Below are 17046 nucleotides of genomic sequence, written 5' to 3'. Positions count from 1 at the left end.
GAATTTTCATGACGCCCTCCTCAGCTCCGAAAACAGGTCTTCCCATTGATCGAAAACTTGGGCTGGGGCATGGGCGGCCATCGCGGCGCGCGCGCCCTGCCCCAACCGTGCCCGGATGCCATCGTCGCCCATCAATGGCGACAGCGCGGTTGCTAAGGCATCGGCCGCACCGTTACCGGTGGCCAAGGCCCCGCTTTCGCCATCGCGGATCAGCTGCGGCATCCCGGCGCAATCGGCGAAGCCGACGCAAGGCAGACCGTGGGCCATCGCCTCCGCCACCGCATTGGGGAACCCTTCCCAGCGGGATGCCAGGCAGAACAGGTGCGCCGCGCGATAGTGCCCCTCAACCTCCCGGATGGCGCCAGCAAAGGTGACACGCCGCGCCAATCCCGCCGCCGCGACGCGGGTGCGCAGGGCGGCTGCGTCCTCCCCCTCACCGACAAAGGTCAGGTGCCAATCCGGGTGCTGCGAGGCCAGCAACACAAAGGCATCGACCAGCGCGCCGGGGTTTTTCTGATAGCTCAGCCGCCCGACACACAGCAATCTGCGCGCCGCGCCCGGACCGCCAGCCGCATCCGCCGGGCGCGCGACTGGGGCGACCGGATTGCCGATCACGCGGATACGGTTCCGCAAAATCCGGGGATAGCCAGGCACATAATCGGAAAACTGCACCGTGATCCGGCGGGCGCCGGCAAAGCTGTACATGCGCCAGACCCGACCGCGCCCGGCCTTCAGATGGTCGAACCGGGCGGGCGCGTTGCGTTCGGCCGCGATGATCGGCAGGCGAAGCCCGGTGCAGGCGGCGGCGACGCTCCAGAATGTGCCCTGTTGGAAAGCCAGCACAGCGTCCGGCGCCAGCCTGCCGATCAACCTGCGCATGTGCCGCAAACGGGCCAGCCGCAGCCGTCCTCCGGCCCGCACACGCGCATCCCCCATGTCCAGGCGATGCCAGGTAACTGCCGCGTCCAGCGGGAAATACGGTGCCGCCCCCGCGCGATCCCAGGACAAGAGATGCACCCGGTGCCCGCGCGCCGCCATCTCGTTGGCCAAGGTGATCGCCATCCGTTCAACCCCGCCGGCGACACCGTCGAACAAACGCACCACCAGCAATAGTCGCAAAGGCCGCTGCGTCATGGCGCCACCCCTGCACGCAGACGCCGTTCATGGGCCAGCCGGGCCGGGCCGGAGCGGACAAGATGGCGCAAACCTCGTCGTGGATATCGCAGTAGGAACAAGCAGATGCGCAGCACAAGTGCACCATGCTTGCCGCTGAAATGGCAATGGCGAATCTGCAACCAGGCGCGGGAGTAGGACAGCATTCCGCGTCCACGCAGATAGTCGGCATGCTTCTCCACCAGGGCCCGTTCAGCGACGAAGTTCCGATCCGCGCTCTTGTCCGGTGCCGTGGTCGCGCGTTGCAGGAACAAATCCGCCGGGCAGCCGACCAGCCGCACCCCGGCGAGGGCCGCGCGAATGGCTAAGTCCACATCTTCCACCCGCCGCAGAGCAGGGTCGAATCCGGCCAGGTCCCGCAATGTGCGGGTGCGCGCCATCAGCGCGCAGGTCGGCGTTCCGGCACCATAGAAAGCCGCCGGATCGCGCTGGTTGAACAGCAGGTAATCGGCCACCGCGCACCCCTGCGGTCCCCGGCCCCGGCTACCAATCGCAGGCAGCGGCTTTTCATATCCGTTGTCATAGCGCCGGCGCCCGGAAGCATAGGACAAGACCGGCAATCCCTGCGCCTCGGCCATAAGGAGATGCGCCAGTTGCAGTCGAAGGCGGGCGGGATGGCTGATGTCGTCATCGTCGAAAAAGGCAAGCCAGGTCCCGGATGCGTGACGCAGGATCGTGTTCCGCGCCACCGCAGCGCCAAGATTTCTGCTGTGACGAATCAGCCTCACGTTGTCACGTCCGGCAGCGGCAGCCATCAGCAGGAGGTCCGATCCGTCGCAGGAACAATCGTCGACCACCACGATCTCCACCCTCGGCCAATCCTGGGCCACAGCACTGTCAAAAGCCACCTGTACCGTCTCGCGAGCGTTGAAACAGGTCAGTCCGACGGTAATCAGTGGCGGGGTCAGCGTCTCGGCATTGCTCATATCCCGCCCTCCGCCCGGCTGATCGCACGGCGAAACCGAGCCTGGGCCCGCCTTTCGCCGCGTCGCGGCAATGCCTGGTGCAGACGATGCGCACAGCGCCATGGATGACGGGCCGCCAGAGGTAGAAGTCCGGCCAACAGCGCCGCGGCACCATGTTCCTGAGCCCGAAACTTGAGATCCAACCAGCGGCAAACGAAGTCGTAATCACCATGAGCGGCGATGAAATCCCGGTGCTTGGCCAATATCTTGCGCATGGCCTGATGCTCCTGCGCCAAGGTCTTGTCAGCCCCCGGGGACATCTGTTGGATCACCAAGGGGGAGGGAAGACCCAGGAAATGCGCCCCGGCGCGGGCCAAGCGCACGGCAAGGTCCGTGTCCTCGCTGCGCCGCAGCGCCGGATCGAACCCACCGGCACGGACATAGGTCTCTCGTCGCGCGAATTGGCTGCTGGTGGCGCAGGTTCCGGTGGCGTGGGGCACCGCCGCGCCCATGAGGATACGCCGCGCAACGGACGGGCCGGACGGTCCGGGCGCGTTTTGACTTTGGCCAAGTGCGGGCAGGACGCAGCTACGCCCGTCACGAAACACCTGGCGCCGTGCGGTGTGACAAAGGACCGGCGCGCCGCCGGAATGATGGGCCTCATAGACCGAAAGCGATTGGAATTGCACACGTATCCGGTCGGGTTCGCTGACGTCATCATCATCGAAAAATGCGACATGACTGCCGCGCGCCACGGCCAGGATGTGGTTGCGCGCCCGCGCGACTCCGCCGTTCCGCTGCAACCGGATCACCCGTATCCGGCGATCCCGTTCGGCCAATGCCGTCAGAATTTCCCCGGTACCGTCAGTAGAGGCATCGTCGACGATCACGAGCTCCAACCTTTGCCAGCACTGCCCAAGGGCAGAGGCAATCGCGGCCCGAATGCTCAACCTGGCATTGTAGGCGGTCATGCCGATGGTGATCAGGGGGGCATCCCTCATGTCCGACCCTCCATCCCGGCGTCGGAGCGCAGCAGGATTTCTCCCCAACGGTCGTGAATCACATCCGGCGCGAAGTCCGTCATGGCGGCGCTGGCGGCGGCGCCCCTGCGGGCCAGTTCCTGCGGATCGGACATGGCGGTGGATAGCCCCTCCGCCAGCGCGGCGACCTCCGGCAGGCCTTCGACCACCCAACCGCCGCCGCGCTGGCACAACGCTGCCGCGCCTTCGGCTCCGGCCAGGGTCAGGGCGGGCAGGCCATGGCTCATCGCCTCCGCCATCGCGTTGGGAAACCCCTCCCAAAGGGAAGGCAGGACGAACAGATGTGCCCCACAATAGGCTGCGGCCACCTGTTTCGTCGTTGGGCGTATTTGCACGCGCCGCTGCAATCCGGCCGCCGCGATCTGGGCGGCCAGATCAGCGCGCGCCGGCCCGCATCCCAGCAGGTGAAGATCCCAATCCGGGTGCCGCTGCGCGATCCGGGCGAAGGCCGCGACCAGAAGGCCGGGCCGTTTCTGCACCGGATCCAGGCGCCCGACACAGAGCGCCACCCTGCGCCCCTCCGGCCCAGGACACAGAGGGTTGGCCAGCCGCGTGGCTGTCCTGACCGGATTGGGCAGAACCTCCATCCTTCGGCGAAGCGAAGTCGGATATCCCACAACGAAATCAGAACTTTGCACCAGAATTCGATCGGCCATCCGCAACAGGGACAGGTTTATCCAGCGCCGCCCCGGACTGTAGAGATGTCGGTACATCGTCGGCCCATTCCGCTCTGCGGCCACCAGGCGCACACCGGCGCGACGTGCGGCGACAAAGACGGTCATGTCCCCCGCCATGACAAAGCCCGCCAGTGTCGCGACCCGATTGTCGCGCAACACCCGGAACAGCGCACCCAGGCGCCGCGCCTTGTCCGCCCAGCCGGGGGCAAAGCCTAACCGATGCCAGCGCACCCCCGGCCCCAAGGGATAGAAGGACGTCGCGCCCGGCGCGTCCCAACTGACGACATGCACCCGCCCGCCCCGCGCCACCAATGCGTTGGCCAATTGGCACAACATCCGCTCCGCCCCGCCGCCGGCCCGGTCAAGCCGTTGAAAATAAAGCGCGACGCTTCGCGGGTCCCGACAGATGGCTGACAGGCTCATCCCGCTACCCTCCGCCCGACAAGGGCCAATTGTCGAAGTACGGCATGGGCCGGGGACGCGCGATTTCGCAACCAGGATTTCATGCGAATTTTCAAATACATGAATCGGTACTTTGGCGTAGCGAACTCCTCTCTGAAGGCCGCCATCGCCCGAGCGAATTCCGCATCCGTTACCGTTGGATCATGGATCAGAGTTGGAAGTTCCAGTCGCGTCCCCGGGACCATATAGCGGGCGTTGACATGGGCATTTTCCGGCTCCGCCAGATCGCGCAGCGCAGGCAGGATCGCCGGGTCCATGGGGTAGCGCCGACCTGCCCCTTGGCGCCGTGACAAGCTGTCCAGACAAGCGATGACCACCCGTTCGGCGTCCTTGGCCCGGGCCTGGCCATTCAGCATGGCCTTGACCGCCAGAAATTCCGCCGACAACGTGCGGTTCGCCTCGCCCCCCGCGATGAAGGACACCCCGCGCAATCCCGCGCGTTCTGCAAAGTCGCGGCGAATATCCCCCCCCACCAGCGCCGTAGGGTGGTAGGGGATCGCGCGGATCGACGCGGCGCCGAAGACCTCCGCCCAGCAATCCAGCAACGCGCCGTAGCGCAACAGAGGCCGCACCATCGTGAAATACTGAAGATCGTCGCGGTAAACGTCCGACGCGGCGTGCAGCAGTTGAAATCGGATTGTATGCGCGATCGAACTTCGCAGCCAGTCTTGTTGGTTGCGAAGGTAAACGACTGCCTCGACCGCGTCGCACCCGCAGCGGATCAACAGTTGTTTCAACGCGACCAACTTGGCGCAGTAGGCGGTGAAATACGCCTCTTCCCCCTGCATGTCCCACACACGCGGTTCACCGCCAAAGAAATGCTCCGCGCTCAGGATCAGCCGATCCATGCCGGGGGCTCGCAACTGCGCGGAGATCTGGCTCACCCATTTCTCCACCGTGAGATAGGGGTAGACCTGCCGCCCAGCGACGGCATCCCCCAACGCATTATGTGACAGGAGACACGTGGGCAGCCGCCAGATCGCCGCATCTGGATAGACGACGCCCTGCGCACGCAGACATGCGCGGTTCGCGGCAAGGCAGGCTTGCAAGGCGGATGTCCCGGTCTTGGACTGACCGATGTGCAGGATCGCCTTCATGCGCGTCCCTCCCCTTTCGTTTTGGACAAGTGAGTTGCGGCACTGATCACGTTCCGAATTCGGCGCCAGATCCGGCTGCCACCAAGCACCGGGGCAGCCATCTGGCGGGGGGCATGGACCAGCGCGAGCGCGGCAAAGACCCGCATTCGGCCACGCGCGCCACGCGCTGCATGGAACCGGACATGCGCCATGGCCCGCGCCGCGCGATAGAGCCCCCGCTCTCTCAGAATGCCCGCATGTTTCTCTCGCAACCTGAGCGCGTATCTTAACGGTGTATTTCCCGTCTTTTCGGCCCCGTCGCCCGGGGTCTTGTACTGGGTGACCAACGGCGCATCGACGGCGATGAAATGCGCGCCCCCTGCGGCCGCGCGGATCGCCAGATCCCATTCCGCCATCCGCCGAAACCCTGGATCGAACCCGCCCAGCCCGCGCAAGACCCCTACCCGCGCCATCAATGTGCAGCTGCCGAACTGGCCCCAGGTGAAGGGGCGCGCCCGGGCCTGAAGCAGCAGGAAATCGGCAACGGCGGGGCCGTGCGGTTCGGGCGCCTGCCGTCCGATGGCACGACTCAGAACCCGCTGGCTTCCCTCCACAACCAGGCGATTGGCATAACACAGCACCGGCTGAGCGGGATGTTTGGCCTCGTGGCTGGTCAGCCGGTCGTATTGGTGACGCAGCCGGTCAGGCGCGCTGTGGTCGTCGTCGTCGAAGAATGCGATGGCCTGACCTTGGGCCGCGGAAATCAGGGTGTTCAATGCCGACGGGTAGCCAAGGTTCACCTCGTGCCGTACCACGCGCAGCCGCTTGTCCCGGCCGGCCCAGGCCGCGATACGCTCTGCCGAGGTATCGACACTGGCATCATCGACGACCAATATCTCAATCCAGGGCCAGTCCTGCGCCAGGGCGGATGCAATCGCCCGGTCGATGGTGTCCGCCGCGTTGAAGCAGGTGATTCCAATTGTGATCAGGGGCTTGCAAGTCATATTTCCCGCCTTTTCGCGGTGGATTTCGCCAGCAGGTGATCCGCCAGCCGCAGCGACAGCGCGGCAATCGTCAGGAACGGATTGGCATTGCCGTAGGTGGAGAAGACCGACGGGCCCGCGACGTATAGGTTCCGCGTTCCGTGGACCCGGCAATTCGCGTCAACCACCCCGGTTGCGGGGTCGCGGCTCATACGCGTGGTCCCCATGAAATGCGAATGAAGGGCCGTCAGCGGCCATTCCTCCCGGACGTTCAGTGCATGATGCAGGGTACCGATCCCCCTGGCGGCGCAGACTCGCGACAATTCGTTGAGGAATTTTACAACAGACTGGCGGTCTCGACGGGTGTACCGCCATTGGACAGCGCAGACCCGGCGTCCCGCCGCATCCCGCGCCGCGCTCAGATGGACGCGGTTCTGCGGATCGGGATATTGATCCAGAAAGGCCCGAACCCGCAGCACCTTTGCGCGTGGCTGCCAGCGGGCCAGCCGGCCGACCCGGTTCCAAGCCCAAAGCCCCGCTTCCGAGACCGCCCTTTGCGTGACCTGACCTGCGCCGGCCCCGCTGGTCAACCATCCCCCGGACACTGCCCCGAAGAGGCGGCTTGCCTGAAATTCTGAGAATACCGAAAATTGCGCCGAATGGTTCAAAAGCTTCTGATCGCGTTGCACATTTTCAGGCAACGTCAGGGACATACGGCACGACTGACCGCCATCGCGGCAATCCAGGTACAAGGCATGTCGGGGCGCCATTGCCCGTCGCAGGCGCAGAACCGCCAGGTTGGCCTTTGGATGTGTGGAGAGGTAGCGACCGACCTGGTCATACCCGTTGCCCAGCCCCTCCGGCATCTCATCTGTCGAATTCAAAAGAAGGCGTGGCACTTCCAACCCGCCGGCAGCCAGAACAAAGCTGCGCGCCCGAACGTCGACCTGGCGGCCGCCCAGGCCCAACAGCCGCGCCGCTATCACTTGCCCCCCATCGCTGTGCAGCGCGGTGACCTCCGCCTCGGTCACAATGCGGAGGCCCGGTGCGCGCCCCAACAAATCGGCGACGCGAAAGGGCGGATCTGACCACAGGGCGGTTTTCGCGATCACGTCGCCCTGCTCCAGCGCCGAACCGAAGGCTCCGGCAGAACCGACGGCGACCAATTTCGCGGGATCCGGCAGAGACAGAAGCGCCAGGCTGCGTTGCACATAAGGCGCGAGATCGGCATGGGCCAAAGGCCAGCCCGGGATATCGACCCAGTCGCGCGGGGCGAAATCCACGGGATCCAAAGGGGTTACCCGCCCCGCCCAGAAGTTGGAACCTCCTCCCACCTGGCGCGCCAGCGCGGGGCCCATGGCGGGCCGGCCTTGCACGGCGGTCAGCTCAGGCAGGACACCGGGCAGGCCGCGTTCCGTTGCACCGGCCTCTACCAGCAGGACGTCGCAACCACCCCGGGCAAGTTCTGCCGCCAGAATGCCGCCCGCTGGCCCGGATCCGATCACGCAGATTTCGGCCGTCAGCGGCTGCCCGGCAGGCCAATCACGCAACGCGATGGGCTGATGCGCGTTCATGAGAATGCCCCTGCTTCGGAATGGCCAGGTCGCAGGTCGCGCCGCATATGCAGATGCACTGCCACGCTCAGCATCACGCGATAGAGCAAAGTCGCCGCCACGGCTCCCATGATCCCGAAGGGCGGGATCAGTGCGATCGCCGCCAGGATACGGGCCAGGTTCGGCCACAGCTGGACCGCGCGCACGCCGTGCTCATCCAGTCGCGAGAAAATTATCGCGGATTTGACAGTTGCATAAGCCCCTGCGGCGACAGATAAAATCAACAATTGACTGGCCAGGACCATGTCCGCATAGCCGGCCGTAAAGACCAGCGGAAGCAGCCATGGCACCACTGCCACCGCCACGGCGACCATGCCCCCCGCCAACCCAAGAACCAACCGGTTCAGCTGTCGGTGCAGGGTGGGCGACGGGCGCGCCCGTTTCGCCAGATCAGGGACAAGAACGTTGCGCAGCCCCTGGATCAGATCCTTCGCCAGCTCCGGCAAGCGGGTAGCCACGGCGTATCCGGCCAGGCTCTCGGGAGAGAGGGTGGCAAAAAGGAGAATCCGGTCTGCTCCGTTGCCGACCACATTTGCCACATCGTACAATGTCGACCGTACACCGTAGCGCAAGGCGCCCTGCTCCGCATGGGTTTCGGAGGGCAGCAGGCGCAGGATCCGGCGATGCATCAGAATGTTCTGCACCGACTGAACCGACAGAAAGACGAGCGCCGCCGGAACCAGTTGCCCCGGCCAGATCCCAACCGCGCTGACAAGCAGCAAAGCGGAGAGCAATGCGGCACTCCCCTGCACCCTGGCGGACCGGGCGAATTCTCTCTGTCCCAACAAAAAGGCCTGCCAGGTCAGAAAACCACGCGCCGTGGGAAACAGCATCCCGGCCAGAACCAATGCCAGCGCCAGCTCCGCGTTGCCGTGATGCCAGACAAACAGGCCGTAGCCGGCCACCGCCGCGCCGCCAAGTGTCGAGGCCATAAATGACAAACGCGCCGCCTGTCGGTAGGTGGCGGGATGGCCGCGCGCAACCGATTGGGTCACCGCCGCCTTCATGCCTGAAAGCGCCGTAATCCCGGCCAGGCCGAGAATGGTAAAGACGAATTGATAATGGCCGTATTGGCTGCGATCCAATGCACGTACGACCACCAGCATGGCAGCGAACCCTGCGCCACGCCGCAGCAGGGTCAAACCCAGGTGCCACGACAGCCCGGCCATCAATGCCCGTCGCGCTGTGCGCTTTTCATATGTCGCCGAACCTGCGGTCATTTCACCACGCAGGCCTGGATGTTGGACGGCAGCATCGTGTCCGTCATGCTGCGCGCGTCGGAAAACTGAACCGTATCAAATTGACGGTAAACGAAAATATCCAGAATTCGGATAGTCCGCGCCAGCAGTTCGATGAGCGGCCTCAAGGGGGGGAAGACCTCGCATTGCAGCAGGATACGTTGCAGCAGGATGCCGATCGTCTCGAACGGCTGGCTGGACCCGCGCAGCATCTCCATCCGGCTCCAGTCGCGGAACAGATGGCGAAAACCATGGGGTGTGAAATGGAAGAAATTGTCGGGAGATTCGTGAAAGGAAAACACCGCGCTGGCTGAAATCACCAAACGTCCGCCCGGCGCCAGGATCCGCTGCATCTGCCCAATCAGGCGGGCCGGATCGGGCACATGTTCCAGCAGGCCGGTGCACAGGACCAACGGATAGCTGGCATCGGGAATGGCTTCCAACCCGATGTAGTGCGGGTCCACATGTAGATCGGCGGCGACGTCGCGCCGCTTGGTCACCGTATGGGCATTCGGAAAATGGGGGGCGTAGTCGACATCTTCGGAATGGATGACCAGCGTCGGCTCCGTCGTGGCGTAGTCGCGGCACAGCCGGTCAAGGTTCCGGGTGGAGAGCTTCCCCTTGATACAGGTAAATCGATATAGCTTGTGACGAATTTTAGTTCTCAGGCCGCGACGAGGCGGCCCTTCGGGAAGGACATGGGTCATGACAAAGGATCACTCGTAAACAGGGGAACACCGGGATAGCCCGAAGGCGGGCCTGTCCGTCAGGGCGGACCGTCGCGAGCACGGAATTCACTCCCCCCGGAGGGAGGACGAAGCCGAGCGGTGGCCCAGTTGACCCCCTGTCGCGTTTGCGCCACATCAGCCTGATGAGACAGCGTCAGGCGACGATCATCGGCTTTACGGCCATTCTTCTTTGGGCGCTTCTGGCGTTGCTCACCGTGGGCAGCGTGCCGGTGCCGCCCCTTCAACTGAACGCCATGTGCTTTGCCATTGGTGGCGGGCTGGGGCTGATCTGGTGCGGGGTGACCGGGCAATGGGGCGCGCTGCGGCATGTGCCCGCGGCGGCTTATGCCCTGGGGGTGATCGGATTGTTCGGCTATCACGCCCTGTATTTTGCCGCCCTGCGCGCCGCGCCCGCAGCGCAGGCCGGGCTGATCGCCTATCTCTGGCCCCTGCTGATCGTGCTGTTGTCCGGGCTGCTGCCCGGAGAACGATTGCGGGCGGGTCATATCATCGGCGGGGCCATCGGCTTTGCCGGGGCGGCGTTGATCATCAGCGGCGGCGGCAACGGCTTCGCGCCGGAGCATTTTCCCGGCTATGCGCTGGCCTTGGCCTGCGCCCTGACCTGGTCCAGCTACTCTGTCCTGTCCCGCCGTTTTGGCACGGTTCCGACAGCCGCCGTGACCCTGTTCTGCCTGATTGCCGCGGTTCTCTCCGCACTGTTGCATATGGGGTTGGAGGAAACACGCTGGCCCCAAGCCACACTGGGATGGATGTCCATCCTGGGGTTGGGGCTGGGGCCGGTCGGACTGGCATTCTACACGTGGGATATCGGCGTGAAGCGCGGCGATATCCAACTTCTGGGCGTAGCTTCCTATGCTGCGCCGCTGCTGTCCACGCTGGTGCTGATCGTTGCCGGGCTGGCCCCGGCCACCTGGACCTTGATGGGCGCCGCCTGCCTGATCGCTGGCGGCGCGGCCCTTGCGGCACGCGCGTCCTTCGGGGCGCAAACGGACAAGGGCTGAGAGACGAGGCAGGGCATTCCCCCTGCCCCGGCCGGTCACATGGAGGTATCGAGGCGGACGATCTTCTCCTTGATCTGAAGCTTCTGCTTCTTCATCTCGCGGATTTCGGCGTCCGAGGTGCTGGGCGATCGCTGGGCGGATTCCACGGCAGTGGAGAGGGATTGGTGTTTCTTCTTCAGTTCTTCCAGGTGGGAACTCAAGCTCATGGTCTACTCCTCTCGGTTTACGCTTATCAGGCGAGTACAGCATAGTTTCCCTCGCCTGTCACTTGATGTGGGTTTAGGTTGCGCGGATTTCCATGAACTCTTGCTGAAAATTACTTATGAAACGTTAATTCGGCAGCATTCCGCAAAATTGCCTGTGTTTCATCGGTATAATCCGACCGATCGCTGGTATGCCGCGCGCCACGGTGCAGAACCATGCCGTCATGCAGGCGAAAGCCCGCACGCCCTTCCTTGCGCCCACGCAGCAGGACCAGCTGCGCCGCGCGCCCCGCGCGCGGGATCAACGGTTTCAGCTCAAACGACCCGAGGGCCTCGGCAAAGGCATGCATCAGGTCCGGCAGCCGTTCGGCCCTGTTAATGAAGGTGACAAGCCCGCGCGGGCGACAGCGTCGGGCCGCAGCATCGACCCAGGCGGCAAGGGGCGTTTTTTCGCCCATCGCCCCTTCTCTCCGATGATTGACGGACGACAGTGAGGCGTCACGTCGAAAATACGGAGGATTTGCGATAACATGGTCAAAACGGCGCTGTTTCAGCGCGGCGGGCATCTGGGTCAGATCGCCTTCGAACACATCCATCTGCTGACCGGCGTTCCTTGCGTTGCGGCGCGCCAGATCGGCGTAGAACGCCTGCCGCTCCAGCCCTGCAAGCCGCAAACCGGGCACCCGCGCCCCGGCACATAGTGCCGCGGCCCCGGCCCCGCATCCCAGGTCCAGCAAACTTTGGCCCGCGGTCAGGGGCAATGCGGCGGCCAGCAGGACCGGATCGATCCCGGCGCGATATCCCTTTTGCGGCTGGTGCAGGTAGAGCCGCCCGCCAAGGAAGGAATCACGCGTCAATTCAGTGAGTTGCGGTGATGGATCCAGCGCGCCGGCATCCTCGCGATCACCGGAGGTCGGGGCAGCCGCCCGCCGATCAGGGGGCGGGGGACAGACCATTGTCCGACAGAACGACGCTGGCCCGGGCATGATCGGCCTCGCGCACCATGAGTCGCCGCGGCAGCACTCCGACAGAGCCTTCGAGAACGCTCATGTTTACGTCCATTTCAAAGCAGTCTATACCCTCGCCGCGCAGGAGTGCCGTGGCGAAGGCAAGGGCCGTGGGGTCATTTGTACCGAGGATCTGTCTCATATCAGTCAGATAACGGCCACACCTCAAGTTTGTCGAGAGCAGGTGACGAAAGAGTGACGGCCGTGGACAAGGAAATCGGGAGACCGCACGACGCGCTTGCCGCGCGCCTGGCAGATGATCTGGCGCAGGTGAACAGCCTGATCCGCACACGCATGGCGTCCGAACACGCGCCCCGCATCCCGGAGGTGACGGCCCATCTGGTCGAGGCCGGGGGCAAGCGCCTGCGCCCCATGTTGACCCTGGCCGCGGCCCGCCTGTGCGGCTACGACGGGCCCTACCACGTGCATCTGGCCGCCACGGTGGAGTTCATCCATACGGCAACGCTGCTGCATGACGATGTCGTCGACGAAAGCGCGCAGCGACGTGGCCGCCCGTCGGCCAACTTGTTGTGGGACAATCAATCTTCGGTGCTGGTGGGGGATTACCTCTTTGCCCGCGCGTTCCAGCTGATGGTGGAATGCGGCTCCCTGCAGGTACTGGACATCCTGGCCAATGCCTCGGCCACGATCGCGGAGGGCGAGGTGCTGCAACTCAGCGTCGCCCAAAAGATCGACACGCCGGAGGACACCTACCTCCAGGTGGTGCGCGGCAAGACCGCGGCGCTGTTCTCCGCCGCGACGGAGGCAGGCGCAGTCATCGCAGGCGCCTCCGAGGCGCATATCACGGCGCTGCGCGATTACGGCGACGCCCTGGGGATTGCCTTCCAGATGGCCGATGACCTGCTGGATTACCAAGGTCAGGCCGGCAAGACCGGCAAGAATATCGGCGACGATTTCCGTGAGCGGAAGCTGACCCTGCCGGTGATCCGCGCCATCGCCGCCGCCGACACCGTGGAACGGGAGTTCTGGCAGCGAACCATCGGCCGGGGCCGCCAGGAGGAAGGCGACCTGGACGAAGCGCTGCGCCTGATGGGGCGTCACGGCAGCCTCGACAGCACCCGCGCCACGGCGCAGGACTGGGCGGCGAAGGCCCGGCGCAACCTGCTGGCCCTGCCCGAAGGGGCACTGCGCGACAACCTGTCGGATCTGGCAGAATATGTGGTGGCTCGGCTCAGCTGACCGGACTGGCCGCCGCGCTGCCGCATGCAATGCATAGCGGCCCCGAATGGCCCGTCTATGCAGCACCGCGCCGCCCTTGCGTTCAAATCAGTCGAAGATCCCCGCAACCCGGCCCAGCAGCATGAAGGCACGGGCCGTGCGGGTATCGGCCATGTCGACGATATCCTGGTCGCTGGCGGTTTTCTCGAATTCGATCAGGGTCTTGTCGAACCGGCGCAGAAAATGATGCGCGGCATCGCGGAAGATCGGGTCCTGTTTCATCCGGCCGGCCGCCAGCGCCAGCGACGACCGGTCCCGCACCCCGCCCAACGCCGCGACCTGCCGCCCGCGCTCTCCCTGCGCAAAGCGGCGCCAGATCTCCACCCGCGCGCGGTCGGGTCGCAGGTCGTCCATGTAGATTCCATCCTGGCTCATCAGCGTCAGGATGTCCTGCGCGGCCTGGATCAGCAGCGCGGTGCCCCGATCCTTCAAGGCCCGGCGCAGGGCGGAAAATCCCTCCTCGTCCTCGGCCGTTTCGGGGAAGTTGATGGCCCGGATGAAATCTCCGGTGTCCAACGGAGGGGCCATTTCCTCGGTCCGGGTACCCAACAGGGGCAGCGGCGCCTGATTCTCCGCCTCGTCTTGCCGAGGATCGGCGCGGCGCGGGGCCGGGCCGGGGGGGGGCAGCGTTTCCCGCGAAGTGGTGAAGATGGCCAGTGCCGATTCCGTCTTGCGCGTGGCTTCGGCGATTTCCTCCAGCTTTTTCGCGACGCTGGCATCGGGAGAGGTACTGCCCCGCTGCGCCTGGACGACATAGGCATGCCGAATCGCGTCTACAGCGCTTTGCAGGCGCTGCGCCTCTTCGCGCATGACGCGGGCCGAGCGCATGGCCATGAGGCCCATCCAGATGATCGCCACGGGCAGGAAGACGGCGACCAGCACCATGACGGATTGCAGCGCAGTCCCGCCCCCTGAGGTGAGGCCGGGTTCAGCGCCCGCATCCGGGCCCAGCACGACAAAGAACAGCAGCGATCCGACCAGCCACAGCAGGGCAAGGCCCATAGCTACCCATTCTCCGATCTTCATTCCGCCCCTCTCAGGTGATTGGTAGCGGCCAACCAGCATCGGTTTTCTCTCCCGAGTGTCGCGCATTCCGTCCCATGTCCGTCATTCGGCGATATGGCGCGACGGATCAAGCAAATTTGATCTTCAGCACTTCATAGGCCCGGTCACCGCCAGGGGTTCGGACTTCGACGCTGTCGCCTTCTTCCTTGCCGATGAGGGCGCGGGCGATGGGGGATTTGATGTTGAGCAGGCCTTTTTCGATATTGGCCTCATGCTCCCCCACGATCTGGTAGGTCTTTTCCTCGTCCGTATCCTCGTCCACCAGCGTGACGGTAGCGCCGAACTTGATCGACCCGGACAGCGTGGTCGGGTCGATGACCTCCGCCAGCGACAACACCCCTTCGAGTTCCTTGATACGGCCCTCGATGAAGCTCTGCTTTTCGCGCGCGGAATGATACTCCGCGTTCTCCGAAAGGTCGCCATGCTCCCGTGCCTCCGCGATCGCTCGGATAATTGCCGGGCGCTCCACGGATTTGAGCTGTTTCAGTTCTGTTTCCAACGCGGTGTGCCCCGCGCGGGTCATCGGTATCTTTTCCATTGGATCCTCCACGGTAACGACGAAGGGGCCCCATTTGCCAAGGCCCCTTCACACGCAGATCGTTCCCGGTACCTCACCCAAACCGGACGGGAAATGCAAGCGAAACCCTGCTCCCCCGGTCCTGTACCGCACATACGCGATGCGGCGCGCCGGCCCGCCGGCGACCCTGGCACGGGATCGCGCGACACGTCGCCGGTGCGCCCTACGTGGTTACCAAAGAACCTCCGGTGCGCCCTGATAGCGCCATCACCCCCGTCGCGGGCCCTTGTGACGCGTTGTTGCAATTGACCCTCCGGCCGGGACCGCGATAGGACAACCCGGACCCAGTACACAGACCAGGAAGCAACATCATGTCCGAGACCCAGCGCGAAACGATGGAATATGACGTGGTCATCGTCGGCGCCGGACCCGCCGGCCTGTCTGCCGCGATCCGGTTGAAACAACTGGACCCCGACCTGGAGGTCGTCGTGCTGGAAAAAGGCTCCGAGGTCGGCGCCCACATCCTGTCCGGTGCCGTACTGGACCCCATCGGTCTGGACGCCCTGATCCCCGACTGGAAGGAAAAAGGCGCGCCGCTGAATACCCCGGTGACAAAGGACAATTTCCTGATGCTGGGTGAGGCCGGCAGCATCCGCGTACCGAATTTCCCGATGCCGCCGCTGATGAACAACCACGGCAATTACATCGTCTCCATGGGCAATGTCTGCCGCTGGATGGCCGAACAGGCCGAGGAACTGGGGGTGGAGATCTTCCCCGGCATGGCCTGTTCCGAAATCGTCTATGACGGCGATCGGATCAAGGGAGTCGTCGCCGGCGAGTTCGGCCGCAACCCCGATGGCACCGAGGGTCCGGGCTACGAACCGGGGATGGAACTGCACGGCAAATATGTCTTCCTTTCCGAGGGGGTGCGCGGATCACTGGCCAAGGAGGTGATCGCCAAGTACGACCTGTCCAAGGGCAAGGAACCGCAGAAATTCGGCCTTGGCATGAAGGAAATCTGGGAAATCGACCCGGCCAAACATGCCGAAGGCACCGTGACCCACACCATGGGCTGGCCGCTGGGATCGAATGCGGGCGGCGGTTCGTTCATCTATCACGCCGAGAACAACCAGATCTTCATCGGTTTCGTGGTGCACCTGAACTACAAGAACCCGCATGTCTTTCCCTACATGGAATTCCAGCGGTTGAAGCATCACCCCGAGGTCAGGAAACTGCTCGAAGGTGGGAAACGGGTCGCCTACGGCGCCCGCGCCATCACCGAAGGCGGGTATCAGTCGATGCCCAAGATGGTCGTGCCCGGCGCCGCGCTGCTGGGCTGTTCCGTGGGCATGGTCAACGTCCCTCGGATCAAGGGCAACCACAACGCCATGCTGTCCGGCAAGGCTGCGGCAGAGGCCGCACATGCCGCGATCAAGGACGGCCGCGCGGGCGATGAACTGTCCGAATACGAGGCCGAGGTGCGCGGCGGCGCGATCGGCAAGGATCTCAAGAAGGTGCGCAATGTCAAACCGTTGTGGTCCAAATACGGGCTGACCGCGTCGCTCGCCCTGGGCGGGATCGACATGTGGACCAACACCTTCGGTTTCTCCCTGCTGGGGACGCAAAAACACGGCAAGACCGACGCCGCCGCGACCGAACCGGCGGCCAAGCACAAGCCGATCGACTACCCCAAGCCCGACGGCAAGATCAGTTTCGACCGGCTGACCAATGTGTCCTTCTCGATGACCAATCACGAGGAGAACCAGCCCTGCCATCTGAAACTGAAGGATCCCGCTGTCCCGGTGGAACGCAACCTGCCGACCTTTGCCGGGCCTTCCGCGCGCTATTGCCCAGCCGGTGTTTACGAATTCGTCACCGAAGACGGGCAGGAGCCGCGCTTCGTGATCAACTTCCAGAACTGCGTGCACTGCAAGACCTGCGACATCAAGGATCCGCCGCAAAACATCAACTGGACCACTCCGCAGGGTGGTGACGGACCGAATTACCCCAACATGTAGGGGCAGCGTCCAACTTTGGCGCTGAATCGGGCCGGTGCGGAAGAATCTTGCGTAGAATTCTTCCTATCCGGCCCGAATGC

General features: G+C 64.4%; 17 protein-coding genes. 3 read left to right on the top strand and 14 right to left on the bottom strand.

Annotated elements, in window-relative coordinates; all coding sequences use genetic code 11:
- Positions 1-6: 6 nt before the first annotated feature.
- The 9 genes from G5A46_RS08515 to G5A46_RS08475 are packed head-to-tail and all read right to left on the bottom strand — an operon-like array spanning position 7 to position 9874.
- Entirely contained in the window at positions 7-1134 is a 1128-nt protein-coding gene (locus G5A46_RS08515; protein ID WP_163848989.1) for a glycosyltransferase, read from the bottom strand.
- Complete coding sequence (locus G5A46_RS08510) at positions 1131-2099, bottom strand: glycosyltransferase family 2 protein (RefSeq protein WP_163848988.1); 969 nt, start codon at positions 2097-2099, stop codon at positions 1131-1133. Before G5A46_RS08510 ends, G5A46_RS08515 begins: the two co-directional genes overlap by 4 nt.
- On the bottom strand, positions 2096-3079 hold the full coding sequence (locus tag G5A46_RS08505) for a glycosyltransferase family 2 protein (protein WP_163848987.1): 984 nt from the start codon (positions 3077-3079) through the stop codon (positions 2096-2098). The genes G5A46_RS08510 and G5A46_RS08505 overlap by 4 nt, the downstream gene beginning before the upstream one ends.
- Positions 3076-4218 carry a glycosyltransferase gene (locus tag G5A46_RS08500; protein WP_163848986.1) on the bottom strand — a complete coding sequence of 381 codons (1143 nt, stop codon included), beginning with the start codon at positions 4216-4218 and terminating at the stop codon, positions 3076-3078. The genes G5A46_RS08505 and G5A46_RS08500 overlap by 4 nt, the downstream gene beginning before the upstream one ends.
- Positions 4215-5354 carry a hypothetical protein gene (locus G5A46_RS08495; RefSeq protein ID WP_163848985.1) on the bottom strand — a complete coding sequence of 380 codons (1140 nt, stop codon included), beginning with the start codon at positions 5352-5354 and terminating at the stop codon, positions 4215-4217. Before G5A46_RS08495 ends, G5A46_RS08500 begins: the two co-directional genes overlap by 4 nt.
- Entirely contained in the window at positions 5351-6337 is a 987-nt protein-coding gene (locus G5A46_RS08490) for a glycosyltransferase family 2 protein (protein WP_163848984.1), read from the bottom strand. Before G5A46_RS08490 ends, G5A46_RS08495 begins: the two co-directional genes overlap by 4 nt.
- The gene (locus tag G5A46_RS08485) at positions 6334-7890 is read right to left on the bottom strand and encodes a GMC oxidoreductase (protein WP_163848983.1); all 1557 of its coding nucleotides are present in this window, start codon (positions 7888-7890) and stop codon (positions 6334-6336) included. The genes G5A46_RS08490 and G5A46_RS08485 overlap by 4 nt, the downstream gene beginning before the upstream one ends.
- The gene (locus G5A46_RS08480; protein WP_239520686.1) at positions 7887-9098 is read right to left on the bottom strand and encodes a lipopolysaccharide biosynthesis protein; all 1212 of its coding nucleotides are present in this window, start codon (positions 9096-9098) and stop codon (positions 7887-7889) included. The genes G5A46_RS08485 and G5A46_RS08480 overlap by 4 nt, the downstream gene beginning before the upstream one ends.
- 47 nt (positions 9099-9145) lie before the next feature.
- On the bottom strand, positions 9146-9874 hold the full coding sequence (locus G5A46_RS08475) for a class I SAM-dependent methyltransferase (protein ID WP_163848981.1): 729 nt from the start codon (positions 9872-9874) through the stop codon (positions 9146-9148).
- Positions 9875-10038: 164 nt separating this feature from the next.
- Here G5A46_RS08475 and yddG point away from each other — a divergent pair, with 164 nt between their 5' ends.
- Entirely contained in the window at positions 10039-10917 is an 879-nt protein-coding gene (yddG, locus tag G5A46_RS08470) for an aromatic amino acid exporter YddG (protein ID WP_163848980.1), read from the top strand.
- A 35-nt stretch (positions 10918-10952) separates the two neighbouring features.
- Here the strand turns inward: yddG and G5A46_RS08465 are convergent, their stop codons facing one another.
- The 3 genes from G5A46_RS08465 to G5A46_RS08455 form a co-directional block, all read right to left on the bottom strand.
- Complete coding sequence (locus G5A46_RS08465) at positions 10953-11123, bottom strand: YdcH family protein (RefSeq protein WP_163848979.1); 171 nt, start codon at positions 11121-11123, stop codon at positions 10953-10955.
- A 110-nt stretch (positions 11124-11233) separates the two neighbouring features.
- Positions 11234-12076 carry a methyltransferase gene (locus G5A46_RS08460; protein WP_163848978.1) on the bottom strand — a complete coding sequence of 281 codons (843 nt, stop codon included), beginning with the start codon at positions 12074-12076 and terminating at the stop codon, positions 11234-11236.
- Positions 12054-12269, bottom strand: coding sequence for a putative signal transducing protein (locus G5A46_RS08455; protein WP_163848977.1), 216 nt, complete (start codon positions 12267-12269; stop codon positions 12054-12056). Before G5A46_RS08455 ends, G5A46_RS08460 begins: the two co-directional genes overlap by 23 nt.
- Positions 12270-12331: 62 nt before the next feature.
- On the opposite strand from G5A46_RS08455, the gene G5A46_RS08450 reads away from it, so the two are divergent.
- Complete coding sequence (locus G5A46_RS08450) at positions 12332-13327, top strand: polyprenyl synthetase family protein (protein WP_239520859.1); 996 nt, start codon at positions 12332-12334, stop codon at positions 13325-13327.
- Positions 13328-13414: 87 nt separating this feature from the next.
- Here G5A46_RS08450 and G5A46_RS08445 read toward each other — a convergent pair whose 3' ends face one another.
- Both G5A46_RS08445 and greA read right to left on the bottom strand, forming a co-directional pair.
- Complete coding sequence (locus G5A46_RS08445; RefSeq protein ID WP_163848976.1) at positions 13415-14458, bottom strand: hypothetical protein; 1044 nt, start codon at positions 14456-14458, stop codon at positions 13415-13417.
- A gap of 40 nt (positions 14459-14498) precedes the next feature.
- A complete protein-coding gene (gene greA, locus G5A46_RS08440) occupies positions 14499-14969 on the bottom strand; it encodes a transcription elongation factor GreA (protein ID WP_163848975.1) in 471 nt (156 codons plus the stop codon).
- Positions 14970-15319: 350 nt separating this feature from the next.
- Between greA and G5A46_RS08435 the strand changes: the two genes are divergently transcribed.
- The gene (locus tag G5A46_RS08435; protein ID WP_163848974.1) at positions 15320-16966 is read left to right on the top strand and encodes an electron transfer flavoprotein-ubiquinone oxidoreductase; all 1647 of its coding nucleotides are present in this window, start codon (positions 15320-15322) and stop codon (positions 16964-16966) included.
- Positions 16967-17046: the final 80 nt, after the last annotated feature.

This window comes from Pseudooceanicola aestuarii, assembly GCF_010614805.1.
In the GTDB taxonomy this organism is placed as follows: Bacteria; Pseudomonadota; Alphaproteobacteria; order Rhodobacterales; family Rhodobacteraceae; genus Pseudooceanicola; species Pseudooceanicola aestuarii.
The sequence above is the reverse complement of the archived record's forward strand: the minus strand, read 5'-3'. Positions and strand labels throughout refer to the sequence as shown.

Bases quoted from the DNA above. Each gene is read 5' to 3' on its own strand.
- G5A46_RS08445 (WP_163848976.1), bottom strand. From the start codon at position 14,458: ATGCGCGACACTCGGGAGAGAAAACCGATGCTGGTTGGCCGCTACCAA.
- G5A46_RS08505 (WP_163848987.1), bottom strand. From the start codon at position 3,079: ATGAGGGATGCCCCCCTGATCACCATCGGCATGACCGCCTACAATGCC.
- G5A46_RS08500 (WP_163848986.1), bottom strand. From the start codon at position 4,218: ATGAGCCTGTCAGCCATCTGTCGGGACCCGCGAAGCGTCGCGCTTTAT.
- G5A46_RS08460 (WP_163848978.1), bottom strand. From the start codon at position 12,076: ATGGTCTGTCCCCCGCCCCCTGATCGGCGGGCGGCTGCCCCGACCTCC.
- G5A46_RS08455 (WP_163848977.1), bottom strand. From the start codon at position 12,269: ATGAGACAGATCCTCGGTACAAATGACCCCACGGCCCTTGCCTTCGCC.
- G5A46_RS08435 (WP_163848974.1), top strand. From the start codon at position 15,320: ATGTCCGAGACCCAGCGCGAAACGATGGAATATGACGTGGTCATCGTC.
- G5A46_RS08490 (WP_163848984.1), bottom strand. From the start codon at position 6,337: ATGACTTGCAAGCCCCTGATCACAATTGGAATCACCTGCTTCAACGCG.
- G5A46_RS08485 (WP_163848983.1), bottom strand. From the start codon at position 7,890: ATGAACGCGCATCAGCCCATCGCGTTGCGTGATTGGCCTGCCGGGCAG.
- G5A46_RS08475 (WP_163848981.1), bottom strand. From the start codon at position 9,874: ATGACCCATGTCCTTCCCGAAGGGCCGCCTCGTCGCGGCCTGAGAACT.
- G5A46_RS08510 (WP_163848988.1), bottom strand. From the start codon at position 2,099: ATGAGCAATGCCGAGACGCTGACCCCGCCACTGATTACCGTCGGACTG.
- G5A46_RS08465 (WP_163848979.1), bottom strand. From the start codon at position 11,123: ATGAGCTTGAGTTCCCACCTGGAAGAACTGAAGAAGAAACACCAATCC.
- G5A46_RS08515 (WP_163848989.1), bottom strand. From the start codon at position 1,134: ATGACGCAGCGGCCTTTGCGACTATTGCTGGTGGTGCGTTTGTTCGAC.
- greA (WP_163848975.1), bottom strand. From the start codon at position 14,969: ATGGAAAAGATACCGATGACCCGCGCGGGGCACACCGCGTTGGAAACA.
- yddG (WP_163848980.1), top strand. From the start codon at position 10,039: ATGAGACAGCGTCAGGCGACGATCATCGGCTTTACGGCCATTCTTCTT.
- G5A46_RS08480 (WP_239520686.1), bottom strand. From the start codon at position 9,098: ATGGCCGGGCTGTCGTGGCACCTGGGTTTGACCCTGCTGCGGCGTGGC.
- G5A46_RS08495 (WP_163848985.1), bottom strand. From the start codon at position 5,354: ATGAAGGCGATCCTGCACATCGGTCAGTCCAAGACCGGGACATCCGCC.